12 protein-coding genes are annotated in these 17,300 nt (G+C 65.5%); 7 read left to right on the forward strand and 5 right to left on the reverse strand.

Going from position 1 to position 17,300, the window contains the following annotated elements; translation table 11 throughout:
* Positions 1-1,818, reverse strand: a 1,818-nt coding sequence (locus AB7F11_RS16345; RefSeq protein WP_428290985.1) for an Ig-like domain-containing protein, incomplete at its 3' end; no start/stop codon positions are given.
* Between the two features lie 406 nt (positions 1,819-2,224).
* Between AB7F11_RS16345 and AB7F11_RS16350 the strand changes: the two genes are divergently transcribed.
* From AB7F11_RS16350 to AB7F11_RS16380, 7 genes are all read left to right on the forward strand, one after another.
* A complete protein-coding gene (locus tag AB7F11_RS16350) occupies positions 2,225-3,649 on the forward strand; it encodes an STAS domain-containing protein (protein WP_428290986.1) in 1,425 nt (474 codons plus the stop codon).
* Positions 3,650-3,809: 160 nt separating this feature from the next.
* Positions 3,810-5,120 carry a TolC family protein gene (locus AB7F11_RS16355; RefSeq protein WP_428290987.1) on the forward strand — a complete coding sequence of 437 codons (1,311 nt, stop codon included), beginning with the start codon at positions 3,810-3,812 and terminating at the stop codon, positions 5,118-5,120.
* Positions 5,121-5,136: 16 nt separating this feature from the next.
* Entirely contained in the window at positions 5,137-7,350 is a 2,214-nt protein-coding gene (locus AB7F11_RS16360) for a type I secretion system permease/ATPase (protein WP_428290988.1), read from the forward strand.
* A complete protein-coding gene (locus AB7F11_RS16365; protein ID WP_428290989.1) occupies positions 7,347-8,624 on the forward strand; it encodes an HlyD family efflux transporter periplasmic adaptor subunit in 1,278 nt (425 codons plus the stop codon). Before AB7F11_RS16360 ends, AB7F11_RS16365 begins: the two co-directional genes overlap by 4 nt.
* 115 nt (positions 8,625-8,739) lie before the next feature.
* Positions 8,740-9,498, forward strand: a complete 759-nt coding sequence (locus tag AB7F11_RS16370; RefSeq protein ID WP_428290990.1) for a LytR/AlgR family response regulator transcription factor — start codon at positions 8,740-8,742, stop codon at positions 9,496-9,498.
* Positions 9,479-11,311: an ATP-binding protein gene (locus AB7F11_RS16375; protein ID WP_428290991.1), complete on the forward strand. Its 1,833-nt coding sequence runs from the start codon at positions 9,479-9,481 to the stop codon at positions 11,309-11,311. Before AB7F11_RS16370 ends, AB7F11_RS16375 begins: the two co-directional genes overlap by 20 nt.
* Before the next feature lie 56 nt (positions 11,312-11,367).
* Complete coding sequence (locus AB7F11_RS16380; protein ID WP_428300793.1) at positions 11,368-11,817, forward strand: toxin-activating lysine-acyltransferase; 450 nt, start codon at positions 11,368-11,370, stop codon at positions 11,815-11,817.
* Here the strand turns inward: AB7F11_RS16380 and hutG are convergent.
* Genes hutG through hutU form a run of 4 tightly spaced genes read right to left on the reverse strand, consistent with a single transcriptional unit; the run spans position 11,803 to position 17,262 of the window.
* The gene (gene hutG, locus AB7F11_RS16385) at positions 11,803-12,759 is read right to left on the reverse strand and encodes a formimidoylglutamase (RefSeq protein ID WP_428290993.1); all 957 of its coding nucleotides are present in this window, start codon (positions 12,757-12,759) and stop codon (positions 11,803-11,805) included. The two genes, AB7F11_RS16380 and hutG, sit on opposite strands and share 15 nt — an antisense overlap.
* Positions 12,756-13,967 (reverse strand): imidazolonepropionase, encoded by a 1,212-nt coding sequence (hutI, locus tag AB7F11_RS16390; protein WP_428290994.1) that lies wholly within the window; start codon positions 13,965-13,967, stop codon positions 12,756-12,758. The genes hutG and hutI overlap by 4 nt, the downstream gene beginning before the upstream one ends.
* Before the next feature lie 38 nt (positions 13,968-14,005).
* Positions 14,006-15,550 (reverse strand): histidine ammonia-lyase, encoded by a 1,545-nt coding sequence (gene hutH / locus AB7F11_RS16395; RefSeq protein ID WP_428290995.1) that lies wholly within the window; start codon positions 15,548-15,550, stop codon positions 14,006-14,008.
* 14 nt (positions 15,551-15,564) lie between these two features.
* Entirely contained in the window at positions 15,565-17,262 is a 1,698-nt protein-coding gene (gene hutU, locus AB7F11_RS16400) for a urocanate hydratase (protein WP_428290996.1), read from the reverse strand.
* Positions 17,263-17,300 lie beyond the last annotated feature (38 nt).

Raw genomic sequence — 17,300 nt, forward strand, 5'->3', positions numbered from 1 at the left:
GCTGATGCCGTTGGTGCCGAGCGCGGTGTAGTCGACGCCACCAATGGTCATGCCGGTGACGACACCATCGGCCAGGGTGATGACGACGTCGTTGCCGGTCACGTCCTGGCGGGAGACGTCTGTGGAGATGTTGCTCAAGGTCCAGCCGGACGTACCCATCATGTCGAGGATGCGGATCTGGCCGTCGCTCAGGCTGATGTCCTGGTTGAAGTTGAGCACCAGCGCGGACTTGACGTCGAGGTTGGTCACGCCGTTCAGCGATGTGGTGAGCGCGAGCGGGGTTTCTTCGGACGCGGCCTCGACGACCAGGGTCCGGTCCTCGGCGGTCGCGGCGACGTTGCCAGCCAGGTCGACGAGGTCGGCATCGAGCGTATAGGTGCCGACGGGCAGCGTGGTGCCGGTGTAGTCGAAGCTCCAGGCGCCATCGCCATCGACGGTGGTGTAGCCGACGATGTTGCCGTTCACCTTGACGGCGACGTGGGAGCCAGTATCAGCAGTGGATTCGCCGTAGATTTCCAGCGTCTGGTCGGTGGTGGTGAGGTCGCCCGCCGTGCCGGTGTCATCGGTGACGGCATAGACGGTGATTTCCGCATTGGCGAGGGGATCGGGATCGCCGTTTTCGTCTTCGGTGCCACTGGTGTCGATCACCAGGCTCTGATCGGCGGCGCTGACGGCGACGTTGCCGGCGAGGTCGACCAGGTCGGCGTCGAGCGTGTAGGTGCCGATGGCCAGCATGGTGCCGGTGTAATTGAAGCTCCAGGCGCCATCGCCATCGACGGTGGTGTAGCCGACGATGTTGCCGTCCACCTTGACGGCGACGTGGGCGCCATCGGCCGCCGTGGAGGTGCCGTTGATGACCAGCGCCTGGTCGTTGGTCACGAAGTCGTCGCTGTATGGGCCCGTGTCGTCGCTGATGCTGGAGACGGCGATCTCCTCGTCGGCGATCGGATCGGGATCGCCGTTTTCGTCTTCGGTGCCACTGGTGTCGATCACCAGGTTCTGATCGGCGGCGCTGGCGACGATGCTGTCTTCCGCATCCAGCAGGTCGGCACCGAGCGTGTAGTTGCCATCCATCAGCTCGGTCTCGTACACGAAGGACCAGGCGCCACCCATGACGGTGGCGGTGCCGACGACCTCGTCGTTGACCTTGACTTGCACGGTGGCGCCGTCAGCGGCATTGGAGGTGCCGGAGATGGTCAGTGTCTGGTCGCTGGTGACGAAGTCGTTGTCGTACCGACCGCTGTCGTCGGTGATGCTGGTGATCGCCACTGCCGAAGCAGGAGGGGGGGCGGGCGGCGGGGGAGCGGCTGGACCGCCCCACGAATCCCAATCGTTCATGGCGATCAACGCGCCTGCGCTCAGCAGGCCCCAGTCCCAGAGGTAGAGGAGAGCGTCGTCGTCCTCATCCTCTTCTTCTTCGTCCTCGTACAGTTGTTCGATTTGCGCCCCCTGCAAGTCGCTGCCTTCCGGGGCTTGCGCCAGGTACACGTCGGACATCGCATCGGGTGCCGCGCTGCCCACGGGGGCTTCGGCCACCTGCACGGGGGACTCCGCGCCTTGCTCATCCTGGGTTGCGAGTTCGTCTTCGTCGCCCGGGTCTTTCTCGTCGAGCGCAAGCGTCTCTTCCTGCGATTCATCTGCTGCCGGCAGTTCGCGCTCGGCGGCTTCTTGGGCATTGGATGAAGCATTCGTGGGGGCCGTCGCTGGAAGGTTCCTGGCGATGGGTTCGCTGCCCTGTGCATCCACGTGGACCAGAGCAGCGACCTGCTCGATGTCTTGTTGTTGCAGGCTGCCAGTTACATTGGACTGAGTGCTCATGGGGGTTCCTTTGCTGTGGATGCTCCGTTCCTCGGGAGCGACGGATTTAGGCTTGCAATGTAAGCAGGCGTGTGCTGGCACAAAGTGCAAATTCGCCAGTGGGGCTGTGGGGGTGTCCAGATGTAGGGTCCCGGGAACGAGGCGGGCTGCGGCCTTGCGCCTTGATGCATGAAGAGGAGGGCGGCCAGGCTGTCGTCGTTGAAGCTGCCTGCCCGCGAGACCGCTCCAGCGCTGGCGTCGCCTGCCGCCGGCAGCGTCGATGAGGAATCGGCCCCTGGCTGCGCCTCGTTTCCTCACGCTGCCGATTCGTTCAAAAAAACCTCGCTTTGAATGCCGCGCGTGATGGAGCGGCGGCGCACGCTGTCTACTGCGCCTTGTCGGCAAACCACTTTCCCATCACCCACCCATGGCCCTGAACCTGAAATCGCGCATCGGCGAAGCGTTGCAGGTTCGGTCTGCGGGCTCGGCGGGGGACGCGCAGGACAGCGAGTCGCTGGCGCTGAAGCGGCGGCAGCAGGACGAGGCGCAGAAGCTCTACATGAGGCGGTTGCTGGTCAGGCGCAATCGCGAGCTGGACGAGCTTCGGGTCATCATGTCGCGGCGCCAGAACAGTCCCCAGAGCACCAAGGACAACGGTCGCCACAAGGGTGGCGCGCCCACCCGGCCACCCGGCCTGACCGACGGCGCGCAACTGGTCAGCCTGATCAACGAGCTGGAAGTGAAGGTGCTCTCGGAGCCGATGGGCTTGACGGGATTGCCTCCCCTTCAGGACCCGCTTCCCGTGGATGTCGTCAGAGACAAAGGCTGGCGGTCTCACAGCGGGTCTTCGACCGCGCATCCCATGGACGACGTGGCCCTGATGGTGGCTGCCCAGCGCTGGGGACATGCCGCTGACTTGCTGATCAAGGCCATTCACGCTGGTGATGTGCCCCGTGGGACGGACTGGGCCACGCGCTGCGCCATCGACCTGCTGGAGCGAAGCGGCCAGACCGAGCGCGTGGCGGCGATGCGGCTTCAGTACCTGAAAACCCGTGGCCGCGAGCCGGGCCGAATCGTGCCCCCGAAGCTGAGCGCAGCCGTGTCGGGGCGGGTGCAGGTGGGCGCGCCCGTGGCCTGGACGTGTCCGGCCGACATCGACTCGCAGGTGCCTGTGGCGATGGGCGCGCTCCTGGCAAGCGGCAACGCGGGCGTTCCCGTGGTCATCGACTGGACGCACGTGGTCTCCATCGACGAGGGCGCGGTGGCTGTATTGCATGCGTGTTTCGAGCAAGCCCTGAGTTCGCGGAACGTCTTCGTCCACCTGGGGCTCCCGACGCTGATTCGTGTTGTTCAGCAAGCGCTCCGAAAGCAGGCTCAATCGCATGAAGCCTGGAGCCTGTGGCTCACGCTGCTGAACTGGACCGGCTTTCGCCATGCCCATCGCTCGGCCGTGACGGCGTACGCCAGGGAGTTTCAGCAGGCACCCGCCCAGGGCAGCGTCCGGTGCGTGAGTCAGCCCTTGAGCCTGCCCGCCGGTGGAGTGACGAGTGATCTGGTGTGCGCAGCGCGGTTTCAAGGCGAACTCACGCGGGAGCATGTCGAAGAACTGGACCGGCTCGAGGGTCGCGCTGCCATGGCAGGCCGCCTGGTGATCCTGGATCTTCGGATGCTGGCCTCGCTGGATTTTTTCTTTGGTGCAGACCTTCTCAACTGGGCCATCCGGCGGCATTCCAGGGGCGAGACGGTGGCGGTGGCCTACGCCCACCCGCTGCTGGCGCATTTTCTGCAAATGCTCGGCCTGCACCAGTACGCCAAGCTGCACGGCCCGTCTCTGGTGCACACCTCGAGCTAGGCCAGGGCTGTCCTGATTTTGGGAACAAGTTCAATTCGTTCCCGAAATATGCAGTTGGTGGCAAAAATTCGTTGATTGATGACGCGTTAATTTACGAATGCGTCATTGCCGCGAGGATTGAGGCCATTCAAGCGCCCACATGATCCAGCCGCCCACATCCATGTCCTCCCTTCGTGCTGCTCCACACCCGATCCGTCGCAGGCTGGCGGTGCCCGCTTTTTGCAGGACGGTGCTGTTTCTGATCGCCGGAGCGCTGACCTGGCAAGGCGCTCAGGCCCAGGCCCTGGAGCAGGTGGTGAGGGTTGCACTGGACAAGCACCCGCGCATGGCGGAGTTGCGCCAGGCGGTTGAAGCGGCCCGGGCCGAGGTCGAGATTCCCCAGACCAGTCGAAACCTCCAGATGTTCCTGGAAGGCGGCGTGGGCAGTCAGCACACCAAAGACACAGGCACCTCTTCGCTCGTGAACCCGGCCTTGCGCCTTCGCAAGATGGTGCACGACTCGGGGCGCACCGACGGGGAGGTGCGGTTGCGCGAGGCGCGGCTGGGCGGGGTGCGGAGCACGCTGGAGGCCGGCCAGGAAGACCTGGCGCTGGAAACCGTGACCGCCTATGTGCAGGTGGCTCGCGCCAACGACACGCTGGGCGCCGCACGGGAGTGGCTGGAGGGCCTTCGGGCCATTGCATCCATGACCGAAGAGATTCAGCGCATCGACCGCGGCCGCCAGTTCGACAATGCCCTGGCGGGTAGCCGGGTGCAGCGTGCCAACGCCGAAATCCTGGCTCACACCACTTCGCTGGCCGACGCACGGGCCCAGCTGGTGGGACTGGTCGGGGCGCCGGTCGATGTGGTTTTGCCGCTGCCTGGCTGGGCCCCCAGCCAGGCAGATGGTGCCGGCGCCAGTGTGGCCACGCATCCCCGCATGCGGATCGCCGGCGCGACGATCGAGGTGGCGCGGGAGCAGGCTTCCCTGGATCGGTTGTATGACCGCCCCACGGTGTCGGTGGAGGCATTTGCCGCCAGCGGCCGCGACATGTGGGGTCGTTTCCGCCCGGTGAACAACCTGGGCGTGCAGTTCGTGGGCAATGTGGCTCTGCTGGACGGGGGTACGGGTGCCGCCACCTCCAAGGCCAGCCTCGTGCGCATGCAGGAGGCCGAGCGTGCACGGGAGGCCACGGAGGTGGAGTTGCTGACGGCCCTCTCGCGGCTGAGGTCCTTGCTGGAGGGTCGCGAGGACCGCCGCAAGTCGTTTGATCTGGCCCACAGGCAGGCCGTGGAACTGGCTGCCCGCATGCGCGAGCAGTTCCAGGCGGGCCGCCGTCCGCTGGTGGACCTGCTTTCGCAGGAAACGGAGATTTATCAGACCAGACTGAGCGAGCTGGGGGAGCACTACGACGCGCTCCTGGCTCAGGCCCGCATGGCCCATGCGTCGGGGCGGCTGCTGGCGGCCTTGCGCATTGAGGCACAACCCTGAACCCATGGAGTCGCAATTGCTGGAAGAACTACCTGGCGCTGTGACGCGCGAATCGGATGGGAAGGCCAAAGGTCTGGCGGTGGTTCAGACGACGGTGACGCTGGCTCGGCTCCACGGCGTGTATGTGACTCCCGCCATGCTGCTGGACGAGGCGGGGGTCGCGCAGGACAATTTCGCCTTTCTTCATGCGGTTCAGGCGTTGAAGGGTCTGGGTTTCAAGTGCTCCTGGGCGCAGGCCGATGCCACGCATCTGAGCAATGCCTTCTGTCCACTGGTGCTGGAAATGGCGCCGGACGAAGAGGGCGCCTCCCGAAGCCTGATTGCTACCGCCATTCGGGACGATTTCGTGACGGTGATCGATCCGACCACGCAGGCCGAGAGCGACTTGCGGCTGGCCGAGATCGGAACGGTGGCGCGCATTCTGCTGGTGGCTCCGCCACCCTTGAAGGCCCGGTCGGTCGACTGGATTGATCGCATCCAGGGTGCCGACTGGTTTTGGGGCAGCTTGTTGCGGCACCGCCGCACCCTGCTGGAGGCGGTCATGCTCACGGCGGTCATCAACGTACTGGCCATCGGCATGTCGGTCTTCACGATGTCGGTCTATGACCGGGTCTTGCCCAATTCTGCATTCACCACGTTGTGGGCCCTGGCCCTGGGCGTGAGCATCGCCATGGTGTTCGAATTCGCAGCCCGGACGGTGCGCACGCATGCACTTGACCGCGTGGGCAAGAAGATGGACCTGACGCTCGGGTCCATTGTGTTCCGCCAGGTGCTCATGCTTCGGCTGGAGAAGCAACAAGGCAGTTCGTCGGGCTCGATGGCGCAGGTGATCCGCGAATACGAGTCGGTGCGCGATTTCGTCACGTCGCTGTCCCTCACCGTGCTGGCCGACCTGCCTTTCATGCTGTTTTTCTTCGCGGTCATCTCATACATCGGCGGGCCTCTGGCCTATGTGCCCATCGCTGGGGCGGTTGTTCTGATGGTGACGCTCATCGCCATGCAGTACCCGCTGCAGAGGCTCATGAGTGAACAGATGCGCCAGGGTGCTGCGCGCTCGGGTCTGGTGGTGGAGTCGATCGCAGCGCTGGACTCGTTGAAGTCCTTGCGTGCGGAGGCGCTGATCGTGCGCCAGCATGATCGACTGGCGGCGGAGAGTGCCCAGATTGGTCTGCGGACCCGGATGATCACCAGCTTTTCCACCCATTTCTACGGCCTGATCCAGCAGGTATGCACCGTGGCGCTGCTGGCCTGGGGTGTGTACCTCGTGTCAGAGGGCAAGGCCACCTCGGGCGTTCTGATCGCCAGTGTGATTCTCATGGGACGGGCCATGCAACCGCTGGGCATGGTGGCTTCGCTGGCTTCGCGTTTTCAGGGGGCGCGGACCGCCTTGACGGCCCTCAACAAGATCATGGAGAGCCCTCGCGAGCGTGAGCCCGGACTGAGCTATTTCCATCGCTCGCACTGGGAGGGACGCCTGGAGTTGCGCGATGTCTCGTTCAAGTACTCGAACGAATTGCCCGACGTGGTGCAGAAGTGCACGCTGGAGATCAAGCCCGGCGAACGGGTGGGCGTGATCGGTCGCATGGGCGGCGGCAAGTCCACCCTGCTGCGCCTGATGGCGGGCCTCTACCAGACCACCGGTGGCGAAGTGATGATGGACGGGCAAGACCTGCGCCATGTCGATGTGTCCGATGTGCGCCGGTGCATCCGCATGCTCACCCAGGACGTGCGGCTCATGCGCGGCACGTTGATGGAGAACCTGCGACTGGCGGCTCCGCACGCGGGCGATGACGTGCTGATGCAGGCCGCTCAGGACGCCGGCGTGGCAGATTTCGCCAGAACGCACCCGCTGGGCCTGAACATGCCGGTGGGAGAAGGTGGGCAGATGTTGTCGGGCGGGCAGCGGCAGGCGGTGGCATTGGCGCAGGTGTTGCTCGCCGACGCGCGGTTGCTTTTGCTCGACGAGCCCACCGCATCCATGGATCAGTACAGCGAGAACGCCATCTACAAGGCATTCGAGCAGGCAAGCAAGGGACGTACGCTGGTGCTCGTGACGCACAAGGGCAGCCTGCTCGGCCTGGTGGATCGCCTGGTGGTGATGGATCAGGGCCGGATCGTGATGGACGGACCGCGCGACGAGGTGCTCAAACGGCTGGCCGGGGCGGCGGCTCAGATGCCCGCGCACCCCGCACCGGTGGTTCGCAAGCCCGTTGCGGAGGCCGCACCATGAGTGAAATTCTCGCCACCCCTGTGCCCAGCGCGGCGTCTCCCGCAGCGCGGCGCGTTCAACTGCCGCCGGAGCATCTGGCGCCTTCAACCAGATCACTTCCTTTTGCCGATCCGGTGCTTGAGGCTTCTCAGGACGACCGGTCCAGAGGCTGGCTCCTGTCCGCCGGTCTGATGGTGGCGTTGCTGATGTGTCTGAGCGTCTGGGCGTACTACGCGGTGATTGAGCAGGTGGCTTCTGGCCCCGGGCGTGCGATTGCGGCGCAGCGTGAGCAGGTGATCCAGTCGCTGGAGGGTGGCATTCTCGCGGAGATGCTGGTGCGTGAGGGGGATCATGTGAATGCCGGTGATCCGCTCGTGCGGCTGGACCCGATTCGCGCGAAGTCGTCCTTTCGTGAGGGGCGCAGCAAATTGCTGGCGCTCAAGGCCACGGCCGCGCGGCTCTTGGCCGAAGCCAACGACCGGTCCGTGGTGGATTTTGACGACGATGTGCGTGCCGACAAAGCGTTGGTGGCGCGCGAGCTCTCGACTTTCGAGGCCAGACGGCAGACGATGCAGCAGGTGGTTTCATCGCAGCGCCGCACCCGGGACCTGTTGCAGCGGGAAATTGCCATCACCGAGCCCATGGTCAACCAGGGGCTGGTTGCAGAGGTCGAGTTGTTGCGCCTCAAGCGCCAGAGCAGCGAGATCGACGGGCAGGTGGCCGAGCGATTGAACCGCTTCAAGTCTGAGGCGTATTCGGAGTTCATCAAGGTGATGGGTGAAATCTCGCAGGTCTCGGAGGTGCTCGTGGCCAAGCAGGACCAGGTGGAGCGCACCCTGGTGAAGGCGCCGATTCGTGGCACGGTGAAGAACATCCGGATCACCACGCGTGGCGGCGTGATCCAGCCGGGCCAGGACATTCTGGAGATCGCGCCCACGGGCGACAACCTGCTGGTGGAGGCCAAGATTCGCCCTTCCGATATCGCCTTCATGCAGGTGGGCCAGAACGCCACGGTGAAGATTTCGGCCTACGACCCACAGATTTACGGCTCGCTGCAGGGCAAGGTGCAGTTCATCAGCCCGGACACCCTGCTGGAGGAGCGGAGCCAACAGCAGGAGACCTACTACAAGGTGATTGTGAGGACCGACACGGCGGTGCTGCACCACAATGGCAAGGAGCTTCCCGTGTTGCCGGGCATGACCGCCACCGTGGACATCAAGACCGGCACCACCACGGTGGCGAACTCGTTGCTCAAGCCGGTTCTGCGCTTGAAAGACGCACTCCGGGAGCGTTGAAGAGTTTTGGGGGGACCACGCATCATGCAACCAAGGAAACCCGAGCACCTGATCCCGGCACGCACCATGCCGATTCGTCTGAGATTCCAGGCCTATGAAGTTCAAGGAGTTTGAAATGGGCGCCATCCGTACCGTCATTGCCGAAGACGACATTGTCCAGGCCGAAGGCATCGCGGCCCTGGTCTCGCAACTCAGACCGAGCTGGCAGGTTCAGAACCTCGTTCACGACCGGGCGCAGCTTGCACAGGCGTTGGAGGAGATCGTTCCCGACATCCTGCTGCTCGATCTGCACATGCCGCAGCAGGCTTCCCATTCCAAGAGCGTGCTGGAAATGGTGCGCTCCGCTGCGGCGACACCGGTGGTGATCCTGATCACCGGCGATCCGTCCAAGGCGCTCGAAGCCTACGAGAGTGCGGTGGCCGACTACGTGGTCAAGCCAGTTCGGCCTGCGCGGCTCTCGCAAGCGCTGGAACGCGCAGAGGGCATGCTGTATGCCAGGCGTGCCGGCCAGACTGGCCTGGCGATGATGGCCAAGAACACCGCCGAATCCCCGAGCCGCTGGCTGAGCGGGTCGCGCGGGCGCGACATGGTGATGATCGAGCCGACCGAAATCGTCTACCTCCAGGCTGAGCGCAAGTACACCATGGCGGTGCTGCCCGATGGACCCGTGCTCATCCGTTATGGCATCACCGAAATCGAGGTCAAGCTCGATCCCACTGCCTTCCTGCGGATTCATCGAAGCACGATCGTCAATTTCAAGCGGATTGATTTTCTGCGCCGCGACGAAATGGGTCGGCTGCGCATCCACATGAAGGGACGACCTGAAGGCTTGATCGTGAGCAGGACCTTCGAGTATGTCTTCAAGGGCATCTGAGTCGCAGCCCAGCCTGTCGAGCCTGTCAAGCCTGTCAGGGCATCTCTCACTGCCTGAACTGCCGCCGTCGTCGCTCCTGCACACCCGGGAGCCGGCCGATCAGGCGCTGGTTCTGGCGGGCGGCCAGCTGTTCAGTGTTCTTTTGATGCTGGTGGGCCTGGTGACTTCGCCAGCGCCCGATGCCTCTGCGTTGAGCCGCATCCTGTGGCTTGCAGTGGTGACCTGCATCGTTTGCTTCACCGTCTGGACGTCCGGGCTCGTGAAGCACACCTTGAGCACGACCCTGAACCCCGCGCCCTCGAAGCCGCGGTTTCCTGTCCTTCTGGGCCTGACGGTTCTGTTCGGCCTGGCCTGGGCCGTCCTGGTTCTTCTGCTGCTCAGGTTTGCGCCCGGTACCAGCCTGGAGGCCTTGACCTGGACGGTGCTGGTCTCGCTGCTGTTGTCGTCGCACTACCACGCTCATGGCCCCCTGAAGCGCCCGGCCTGGGTACTGCTCACCCTGCAAACCATTGTGCTCGCCGTGGCCTGGATGCTGCTTCGCACCTCCTTTCAGGCGCACTTCGAGGCGGTGGCACTGATCACGGTGCATTTGTTGTCCTATTCGCTGTCCAAGGTGCGTGAGCGCGAACATGAGTTCATTCAGCGCCGCGCCAGCGAGCGCGTGGAGGAGAAGCGCTGCCTCATGCAGCAGATCGCGTACCTGCAGGAGGCGCATTCTTCCAAGGCCCGTCTTCTGGCGATGGTGAGCCACGATCTGCGTCAGCCTGTGCATGCCCTGGGGCTCATGCTGGGCCGCTTCAGGCAGGACACTTCGTCGTCCATGCGCATCGAGATCGAAGCCGTCAATGACGTGGTCAACTCGCTGTCCAAGTCGTTGACGATGCTGATGGCGGTCACCCGGCTCAATTCGGGACAGGTCGTCGCTCTCCCGGAGGCCGTTTCTCTGGAGCGTCTTTTTCGCTCGTTGGCCAACGAGATGGAGGAGACTGCCACGGCCAGCCGCCTGCAGCTGCAGTTCAGGTCGAACCGGCTGAGTGTCAACACCGATCCCAACCACCTTCGCACCATTCTGGCCAATCTGATCTCCAACGCCATCAGATACACCCCTCAGGGCGGCGTTCAGGTCGTGGCCAAGGTGTGCAACCCGGAGACGGTGAGCATTGAAGTCCGGGACAGTGGCATCGGAATTCCAGAGCAGGAGATCTCTCACATCTTCGAGCCTTTCGTGCGGCTTCACTTTCGCAAGACCTCGGAGGACGGTATCGGGCTGGGCCTGGCCATCGTCAAGCAGACGGCCGATCTCATCAAGGCGCCCATCCGGGTGGAGTCCGTGGTGGGCACCGGCACCACTTTCACGATTGAATTGCCGCTGAGCCAGCAGATCAGCTCGGCCGGGGCGCCGATGCCTGACACCTACCTGCGCGGCCTGAGGGTGGTGGTGGTGGACAACGACAAGACGGTGCTCGACAGCATGGCCAGGACCATGGAAGAGTGGGGCTGCCGCGTGATCGTGGCGGCCGGTTGGGAGGAGCTGGATGTCAAACTGGGCATGACCGTGAGCCCGATCGACCTGGTCGTGACCGACTTTCACCTCGATGGCGGATTCTCCGGCTACGAACTGATCAAGCGCTTGCGCAAGAAGTTGCGCACGCGCACGCCGGCCATTTTGCTGACTGGTGACGTGGAAATCCGGCATGGGCCCGAAAGCACGGCCACTGCGGTGGTGATTGCCTACAAGCCCCTGTCCCGCGAGAAGCTGGCATTGCTCATCTATGACACGGTGTCCACGAACGCCGCGCAGCCTGCGTCATGACCCAAATGCCATGGCAGTTTGAGGCCCCCTGGGTGCAGCACACCGAGCCCCGGACCATGCAGGTCCTGGGTTCGGCGGTCTGGCTGTGGATGCACGACCGGCAACACGGGTCGCACACGCTTCGGGATGTGGAGCATCGTTTGCTGGCGCCCATCGAGGCGGGCCAGTTCATCGTGGCTCGCCAGGCGGACGCGCCCGCCCATCCCCTGGCGTTGCTGCTTTTCGCGCGTTTTGACGCTCGTTCCGAAGCCCGGTACCTGGCCGATCCCGCCCTGAAGATCGCCTATCGGGATTGGCGAAGCGGAGATCGAATCTGGCTGATCGACTGGGTGGCGCCGTTCGGACATGGTCTGGCGCTGCGGCGGCCTCTTGCCGCTTTTCTGGCGGGTCGTCGCGTCAGCCATCTTTGCCGATCCGGCCGCAGAATCTTCGTCAGCGACGAAGAGGAAGCGCAATGGCCTTCGGGCCAGAAGGCCGCACCGAAGCTGGTATCAGCCCTGGGGTGAGCGTGCGCCCCTGGCGATGCGCGCGGCCAGGCGGGCGGCGACGCGTGCGGTCAGGTCGTCGCGGTCCTTGGAGGGATTGAGTTCGGCGATGTCGGCGGCGATCAGCCGGCCTGAGGCCAGGACCTGATCCATCAGCGTCTCGACCTGGTGCAGAGGCACGCCCAGCGGGGCGGGGCCGGAGACGCCTGGCGCCAGGCTGGCGGGGAGAACGTCCAGGCACACCGTGAGGTACACCGCGTCGCAGGCGTCCAGATCGGCGGCCAGCGCCTGTTGGGCGGCCTGGAGTCCTGCCGTGTCCTGAAGGTCTTCGTCCAGCCAGTAGCGTGCGCCGATGGCCTGTGCCCGATCGAACAGGGCTTGTGTGTTGGCGAATCGGCTGACGCCGAAGACGCGGTAGTTGAAGGGCAGTGCCTGGGCTTCGCACCACTGGTGCATCTGTCGCAACGGGGTGCCCGAGTTGCCCACGCGGGCCACGCGCAGATCGAAGTGCGCGTCCAGGTTCACCACCAGCAGGCGCTTGTGCCGTGGCAGTTCCCTGACGATGCCTTGAAAGGTGCCCCAGGCCATCTCGTGCCCACCGCCAAACACCAGGGGCAGGCTCTGGCGTTGCAGCACCTCGGCCACAACGCTGGCCAGGGTCGCCTGGGCCACCTCCAGGTCGCCGTCCCGGCATTCCACGTCGCCGGCGTCGAACAGTTCCGGTTCGCCGAAGGTGGGTATGTTGGTCAATGCGTCGCGCAGGGCTCGCGGCCCTTGCGCCGCGCCCACACGCCCGCCGTTGCGTCGCACGCCTTCGTCTACCGCGAACCCGATCAGCGTGACGCCGCCCCGGGCGCCAGGATGCAGGGCTTGCACGCGCTGATGCCATCGCGTGCTGGGCCCGATCTCTTCGACGTCGATGCGGCCTTGCCAGGGGTAGGGATCGGTCGGCGGGGGGGTCATGGCTGTGCCTGGCCAGACCGGATGGTGCGCAGCATGGCGCTGTGCCCGAACCAGTAGGCCAGTTCGTTGGGGTGGTCGAGGCTCCAGGCGACGAAGTCGGCGCGCTGACCGGGTGCGAGCTGGCCGCGATCGCGCAGGCCGAGTGCCAGCGCGGCGTTCACCGTGATGCCGCGCACGGCTTCCAGTGGGGTGAGGCGGAACAGCGTGCAGGCCATGCTCGCCATGAGCAGCAGCGAAAGGCAGGGCGAGCTGCCGGGATTGTGGTCGGTGGAGACCGCCATGGGCACGCCGGCTGCGCGCAGGGCCGCCACGGGCGGCACCCTGGTTTCCTGCAGGAAGTAGAAGGCGCCGGGCAGGAGCACGGCCACCGTGCCGCTGCGCCGCATGAGTTCGATGTCGGCCTCGCACAGGTGTTCGAGGTGGTCGCACGACATCGCGCCCAGCGAGGCTGCCATGGCCGAGCCGTTCATGTTGGAGAGTTGTTCGGCGTGCAGCTTGATGGGCAGCCCGAGTGCGCGGGCGGCTTCGAACACGCGGCGGGTGTTCGCGGTGGAGAACCCGACGGTGTCGCAGAAGGCGTCCACGGCGTCGACCAGGCCTTGGGCGTGCAGCCTGGGGAGCCATTCGCAGACGGCGTCGATGTAGTCGTCCGGGCGGCCTTCATAGTCGGCGGGCACGGCATGGGCACCCAGAAACGTGGTTTTCACGCTCAGGGGCAGTTCGCGTCCCAGCCGGCGTGCCACGCGCAGGCAGCGTGTCTCGGCTTCGAGCGACAGGCCGTAGCCCGACTTGACCTCCAGCGTGGTGACCCCTTCGGCCATGAGCCTTCGAGCGCGCCACGCGGCGTCGTCGAACAAGGCTTGTTCGGTGGCCGCTCGCGTGTCGCTCACGGTGGAGCGGATGCCGCCCCCGGCCTTGGCAATGTCTTCATAGCTCGCGCCGCGCAGGCGCATTTCGGCCTCGTGCGCGCGGTTGCCGGCGTACACCAGGTGGCTGTGGCAGTCCACCAGGCCGGGCGTGATGAGGGCTGGCCCCAGGTCGTGTTCGGCCACCACCCGTTGCCGCAGGTTGTCGGGCATGTCGCTCACGGGCCCCACCCAGACGATGTGCTCGCCCTCCACGAGCAGCGCGCCGTGGTCGATGAGGCCCCAGCTCTTGCCCGCCAGGGTGGACATGCGCGCACTGCGCCACAGGACCAGGTTCTTCATGTGCATGTCGATCCTTCAGGTGGGTGTTGCCAGCGGCGTCAGCCGGTCCAGACGGGGGTGAACAGGTCTGCGCAGGGCGCGCTGGCCGCGCCCTCGCACACGAGCTTTCTGGCCGCTTCGATGTCGGGCGCGAACAGCCGGTCCTGTGCGTAGTGGGGCACGCGTTCGCGCAGTTTGGCGTGGGCGCGCGACAGCTGCGGCGAAGTGGCGAGCGGGCGGTGGAAATCCACGCCCTGGGCGGCGGCCAGCCATTCGATGGCCAGGATGGTGGCGGTGTTCTGTGCCATTTCATCGAGCCGGCGGCCGGCGAACGTGGCCATGCTCACGTGGTCTTCCTGGTTGGCCGAGGTTGGCAGGCTGTCCACGCTGGCCGGGTGGGCGTGCGCTTTGTTTTCTGAGGCAAGGGCGGCGGCGGTGACGTGCGCAATCATGAAGCCGGAATTCAGTCCCGGGTTGTCCACCAGGAACGCCGGCAGGCCGGAGAGCGAGGCGTCGATCAGCAGGGCGATGCGGCGTTCGGACAGCGCGCCGATCTCGGCGATGGCCAGGGCCAGCGTGTCGGCGGCGAAGGCCACGGGCTCGGCGTGGAAGTTGCCGCCGGAGAGCACTTCGTCGGTGTCGGTGAACACCAGCGGGTTGTCGGTGACGGCGTTGGCCTCGATCAGCAGCGTGCGGGCGGCTTGCACGATGAGGTCTCGACAGGCGCCCATGACCTGGGGCTGGCAGCGCAGGCTGTAGGGGTCCTGCACGCGCTCGTCGTTTTCCAGGTGCGAACGTCGGATGGCGCTGCCCTGAAGGAGTTGGCGCATGACCTCGGCCATGGCGATCTGGCCCGGCTGGCCGCGCACGGCGTGGATGCGGGGATCGAAAGGCGCATCGCTGCCTTTGGCGGCGTCCACGCTCAGCGCACCGGTGACGGCGCCGGTTTCAAGCAGGCGTTCGGCCATGAACAGGCCATGCAGGGCCAGTGCCGTCGACACCTGCGTGCCGTTGATGAGCGCCAGGCCCTCTTTGGCGGCCAGTTTCAATGGCGCGATGCCGGCCTGGCGCAGCGCGGCGGCGGCGGACACGAGCTGGCCACCCATGCGCACATCGCCTTCGCCCATCAGGGCGAGCGTCATGTGAGACAAAGGCGCCAGATCGCCCGAGGCACCCACCGAACCCTTGACGGGAATGAGGGGCACGATGCCGGCGTTCTGCACCGCCAGCAAGGTGTCGATGACGACAGGCCGCACGCCCGAGAAGCCGCGCGCCAGGCTGCTGGTCTTCATGGCCATCACCAGGCGCACGGTTGCATCCGACATGGGCTCGCCGGTGCCGACCGAGTGCGAGAGGATCAGGTTGCGTTGCAGCAGTTCGAGCTGGTCGTCGGGGATGCGGGTCTTGGCGAGCTTGCCAAAACCGGTGTTGATGCCATAGGCCGCATCGCCTTGGTCAACGATGCGCTGGATGGTGGCGGCCGAAGCTTCGATGCTGGCACGGGCGCTGGCGGGCAGAGCGATCGGGAGAGCGTGCGCCCAGAGCAGGCGCAGATCGGCCAGGGTCATCTGGCCGGGGTTCAGGGTGAGAGGCTTCGTGTTCATCTTTCTGGATTTCCTCAGCCGATCATGGGCAGTTTCAGACCGTGCTTCTTCGCCGTGGCCACGGCCAGCTCGTAGCCGGCGTCGGCGTGGCGCATCACGCCCGAGCCGCAGTCGTTGACCAGCACGCGCGCCAGCCGCTCGGCCGCGGCATCGGTGCCGTCGGCCACGATCACCATGCCCGAATGCTGCGAGTAGCCCATGCCCACGCCACCGCCGTGGTGCAGGCTGACCCAGCTGGCGCCACCCGCCGTGTTGAGCAGGGCATTGAGCAGCGGCCAGTCGCTGACGGCGTCGGAGCCGTCCTTCATGGCCTCGGTCTCGCGGTTCGGGCTGGCCACGGAACCGGTGTCGAGGTGGTCGCGTCCGATCACGATCGGGGCCGAGAGCTCACCGCTGCGCACCATCTCGTTGAACGCCAGGCCGGCCACATGGCGTTCACCCAGGCCCAGCCAGCAGATGCGTGCCGGCAGGCCCTGGAAGGCGATGCGCTCGCGTGCCATGTCGAGCCAGCGGTGCGTGTGCGTGTTGTTCGGAAACAGTTCCCTGATCTTCGCGTCGGTCTTGTAGATGTCCTGCGGATCGCCCGAGAGCGCCACCCAGCGGAACGGGCCCTTGCCCTCGCAGAACATGGGGCGGATGTAGGCCGGGACAAAGCCGGGGAAGTCGAACGCGTTCTTCACGCCGTGGTCGAAGGCCACCTGGCGGATGTTGTTGCCGTAGTCGACCGTGGGCACGCCCATGGACTGGAAATCGAGCATGGCTTGCACATGTTGGGCGCAACTGTGCGCAGCGGCCTGGGAGAGGTGCGCATGCTGAGCCGGGTTGCGCTGCGCATGGCGCCATTGCTCCAGTGTCCAGCCGGCAGGCAGGTAGCCGTTGATGAGGTCGTGCGCGGAGGTCTGGTCGGTCACCAGATGGGGCATGAAGCCACTGGCGCGGCAGCGGCGAACCAGCTCGGGCATCACCTCGGCGGCGTTGCCCAGCAAGGCGATCGACACCACTTCCTTTCGGGCGGTGTGCTGCCGCACGAGCGCGAGGGCCTCGTCGATGTCTCTGGCCTGCTTGTCCACGTAGCGGGTGCGCAGGCGAAAGTCGATGCTGCTTTGCTGGCACTCGATCGTGAGCGAGACCGCGCCAGCCAGCGTGGCGGCCAGCGGCTGCGCACCGCCCATGCCGCCCAGACCGGCGGTGAGGATCCAGCGGCCGGCCCAGTCGTTGCCATGATGTTGTCGGCCGGCCTCCACAAAGGTCTCGAACGTGCCCTGCACGATGCCCTGGCTGCCAATGTAGATCCAGCTGCCGGCGGTCATCTGTCCGTACATGAACAGGCCCTTGCGGTCCAGTTCGTTGAAGTGTTCCCAGTTCGCCCATTTCGGCACGAGGTTGGAGTTGGCAATCAGCACGCGCGGGGCGTTGGCGTGGGTCTTGAACACGCCCACCGGCTTGCCGGACTGCACCAGCAGCGTTTCGTCTTCGTCGAGTTCGCGCAGCGAGGCCAGGATCTGGTCGAAGCAGGCCCAGTCGCGGGCCGCCCGGCCGATGCCGCCGTACACCACCAGGTGCTGGGGGTTCTCGGCCACCTCGGCGTCCAGGTTGTTCTGCAACATGCGGTAGGCGGCTTCGGCCACCCAGTTCTTGCACGACAGCGTGTTGCCGCGAGGGGCGCGCACGCTGCGAGTGGGGTCCAGGCGAGGGTCGGTGTTGGTGTTCATGGCAGGCGGCGGCTGGTGTAATGCTTGAGGTCTAAAAC

Source organism: Hydrogenophaga sp. (assembly GCF_050250835.1).
In the GTDB taxonomy this organism is placed as follows: Bacteria; Pseudomonadota; Gammaproteobacteria; order Burkholderiales; family Burkholderiaceae_C; genus Hydrogenophaga.